The sequence below is a fragment of the Arenimonas malthae CC-JY-1 genome, assembly GCF_000747075.1.
Taxonomy (GTDB): domain Bacteria; phylum Pseudomonadota; class Gammaproteobacteria; order Xanthomonadales; family Xanthomonadaceae; genus Arenimonas; species Arenimonas malthae.
Genome location: NZ_AVCH01000077.1, coordinates 1 through 3,515 on the forward strand (window position 1 = coordinate 1; position 3,515 = coordinate 3,515).

At 71.5% G+C, this 3,515-nt stretch carries 3 protein-coding genes; all 3 read left to right on the top strand.

All coding sequences use genetic code 11. The annotated features are described in order from the left end of the window. Window positions 1–141: 141 nt before the first annotated feature. The 3 genes from accD (at window position 142) to N790_RS04590 (ending at window position 3,391) form a co-directional block, all read left to right on the top strand. Entirely contained in the window at window positions 142–1,029 is an 888-nt protein-coding gene (gene accD / locus N790_RS04580; protein ID WP_043801361.1) for an acetyl-CoA carboxylase, carboxyltransferase subunit beta, read from the top strand. A gap of 7 nt (window positions 1,030–1,036) precedes the next feature. Next, window positions 1,037–2,380 (top strand): phosphoglucosamine mutase, encoded by a 1,344-nt coding sequence (gene glmM / locus N790_RS04585; RefSeq protein WP_043801364.1) that lies wholly within the window; start codon window positions 1,037–1,039, stop codon window positions 2,378–2,380. 72 nt (window positions 2,381–2,452) lie between these two features. Then, the gene (locus N790_RS04590) at window positions 2,453–3,391 is read left to right on the top strand and encodes an isopenicillin N synthase family dioxygenase (protein ID WP_043801367.1); all 939 of its coding nucleotides are present in this window, start codon (window positions 2,453–2,455) and stop codon (window positions 3,389–3,391) included. Window positions 3,392–3,515: the final 124 nt, after the last annotated feature.

A 3,515-nucleotide genomic window follows, 5' to 3' on the forward strand; every position in this document is an offset into this window, starting at 1 on the left:
CCGCCTTCCTGGCCCCGCTGCGGGCCGCGCTCGACGGCGTCGCCTGAGGCCGCGCCACCGCCGCCCGGCCGGGGCGGGGCAGGGCGCCCAAAACCGGCTTTCGGGCTAAACTGCCCGACCCAGAACGACACCGGTGCCTGAATGAGCTGGCTCACCAAACTCATGCCCTCCCGCATCCGTACCCAGGGCAACGGCAAGCGCGGCGTGCCCGAGGGCCTGTGGGAAAAATGCGACAAGTGCGGCGCCGCCCTGTACGGCCCGGAGCTGGAAAAGAACCTGCGGGTCTGCCCCAAGTGCTCCCACCACATGGCCATCGGCGCCCGCGAGCGCCTGGTGGCCTTCCTGGACGACGACAGCGGCGAGGAGATCGGCGCCGCGCTCGGCCCGGTGGACGCCCTGCACTTCAAGGACCAGAAGAAGTACGCCGACCGCATCAAGGCGGCCCAGAAGTCGGTCGGCGAGCGCGACGCGCTGGTGGCCGTGCAGGGCCAGCTCAAGGGCCGGCCGGTGTGCGTGGCGGCCTTCGAGTTCCGCTTCATGGGCGGTTCCATGGGTTCGGTGGTCGGCGAGCGCTTCGCCCTGGCCGCCGAACGCGCGCTCGAGCTGGGCTGCCCGCTGGTGTGCTTCTCCGCCACCGGCGGCGCGCGCATGCAGGAAGGCCTGTTCTCGCTGATGCAGATGGCCAAGACCTCGGCCGCGCTGGGGCGCCTGCGCGCCGCGGGCCTGCCCTTCGTGTCGGTGCTCACGCACCCGACCACCGGCGGCGTGTCGGCCTCGCTGGGCATGCTGGGCGACATCAACGTGGCCGAACCGCATGCGCTGATCGGCTTCGCCGGCCCGCGCGTGATCGAGCAGACCGTGCGCGAAACCCTGCCCGAAGGCTTCCAGCGCTCCGAGTTCCTGGTCGAGCACGGCGCGGTGGACCTGATCGTCGACCGCCGCCAGATGCGCGAAAAGCTTTCGGCGCTGCTGGCCCTGATGATGCGCCAGCCCGCGCCGGCGGCCGACCCGGCCCCTGCCGCGGCCTGACCCGACGATGGCCGCGCGCAAGTATTTCGGCACCGACGGCATCCGCGGCCGGGTCGGCGAGCAGCCGATCTCGGCCGACTTCATGCTGCGCCTGGGCGCCGCCGCCGGCCGCGTGCTGGCCGGCGAGGGCCGCGAGCACGCCACCGTGGTGATCGGCAAGGACACCCGCATCTCGGGCTACATGTTCGAGGCGGCGCTGGAGGCCGGCCTGGTCGCCGCCGGCGCCGACGTGCGCATGCTCGGCCCCATGCCCACGCCCGCCGTGGCCTACCTGACGCGCTCGCTGCGCGCCGACGCCGGCATCGTCATCAGCGCCTCGCACAACCCGCACCAAGACAACGGCATCAAGTTCTTCTCGGCCCACGGCGAAAAGCTGGCCGACGAGGTCGAGGCGGCCATCGAGGCCGAGCTCGACCAGCCCTTCCGCACCGTGCCCTCCGAGCGCCTGGGCAAGGCCCAGCGGGTGGGCGACGCGCTGTCGCGCTACGCCGAATTCTGCAAGTCCACCGTGCCCGGCGACTTCGTGCTCAGCGGCCTGCGCCTGGTGGTGGACTGCGCCCACGGCGCCACCTACCAGGTCGCCCCGCGGGTGTTTTCCGAACTGGGTGCGCGCGTGGACGCCATCGGCGACGAGCCCGACGGCCTGAACATCAACCGCGGCGTCGGCTCCACCCACCCCGAGGCGCTCATCGCCCGCGTGCGGGAAACCGGCGCCGACCTCGGCATCGCCTTCGACGGCGACGGCGACCGGGTGCTCATGGTCGACGGCCGCGGCCGGCTGGTGGACGGCGACGGCCTGATCTTCCTGCTGGCCCGCGACTGGCAGGCCAGCGGTCGCCTGCACGGCCCCGTGGTCGGCACGCTCATGACCAACTACGCGATGGAACAGGCGCTGGGCGCGCTGGGCATCGAGTTCGTGCGCGCCAAGGTCGGCGACCGCTACGTGCACCAGGCCCTGGTCGAGCGCGACGGCGTGCTCGGCGGCGAGGCCTCGGGCCACCTGCTGTGCCTGGACCGCGCCAGCACCGGCGACGCCATCGTGGCGGCGCTGCAGGTGCTGGAAGTGCTGCGCCGCCGCGGCCAGTCGCTGGAACAGGCGCTGTCGGCCTACCAGCCGCTGCCGCAGCAGACGGTCAACGTGCGCATCGCGCCGGGCGTGAAGCCGCTGGAGCAGCCGGCCGTGCAGGCCGCCCGCGCCGAAGCCGAGGCGGCCCTGGCCGGCCGCGGCCGCCTGGTGCTGCGTCCCTCGGGCACCGAGCCGGTGGTGCGCGTGACGGTCGAAGCCGACGACGCCGCCCTGATGCAGCAGGTGCTCGACCGCCTGGCCGAAGTGGTGCGCGCCGCCGCTTGAGCCTCGTCAAGGCCGCCCGCGCGCGGGCTGGCCTAGACTCCCCCCTCCCAGAACACCGAACCGGACAAGACCGTGACCGCCACCATCCCGACCCTCGACATCCAGCGCTTCGACACCGACCGCGACGCCTTCGTGGCCGAACTCGGCGCCGCCTACCGCGAATGGGGCTTCGCGGGCATCCGCAACCACGGCATCCCGCAGGCGCAGATCGACCGCGCCTACGACGTGTTCCAGCGCTTCTTCGCGCTGCCGGAGGAAACCAAGCGCAAGTACCACGTGCCCGGCGGCGGCGGCGCCCGCGGCTACACGCCGTTCGGCATCGAGACGGCGAAGGGTGCGAAGTACTTCGACCTGAAGGAGTTCTGGCACGTGGGCCGCGAGATCCCGCGCGACTCGAAGTACGCCGACGTGATGCCGCCGAACCTGTGGCCGGAGGAAATCCCGGAATTCAAGGAAGTGGCCTACGGCCTGTACACGGCGCTGGACCAGCTGGGTTCGCGGGTGCTGGGCGCGCTGGCGCTGCACATCGGCCTGCCGGTGGACTGGTTCGCCGACAAGACCAATTTCGGCAACTCCATCCTGCGCCCGATCCACTACCCGCCGATCACGGCCGACGACATCCCGAACGTGCGCGCCGGCGCCCACGAGGACATCAACTTCATCACGCTGCTGGTGGGCGCGAGCGCGGCGGGCCTGGAAGTGCTGTCGAAGAAGGGCGAGTGGGTGCCGTTCACTTCCGACGCCGACACCATCGTGGTCAACATCGGCGACATGCTGCAGCGCCTGACCAACCACGTGTACCCGTCCACCACCCACCGCGTGGTGAACCCGCCGGGCGAAGCGGCCCGCAAGCCGCGCTATTCCACGCCGTTCTTCCTGCACCCGAACCCGGACTTCCTGATCAAGACGCTGCCGTCCTGCATCACCCCGGACAACCCGAACCGCTACCCGACGCCGATCACCGGCCACGAGTACCTGCTCGAGCGCCTGCGCGAGATCAAGCTGGTCTGAGCCTTCGCGTGTTCCAGGCCCCGCGATGCCCCGTGCGTCGCGGGGCCTTTCTTTTGGGCCTGGCGTTGCCAGGCAGGTCACTTGCTCGTGTTCGGTTGGTTCCGCCGGGCGTCATCGCGCACAC

Bases quoted from the DNA above. Each gene is read 5' to 3' on its own strand.
- glmM (WP_043801364.1), top strand. From the start codon at position 1,037: ATGGCCGCGCGCAAGTATTTCGGCACCGACGGCATCCGCGGCCGGGTC.
- accD (WP_043801361.1), top strand. From the start codon at position 142: ATGAGCTGGCTCACCAAACTCATGCCCTCCCGCATCCGTACCCAGGGC.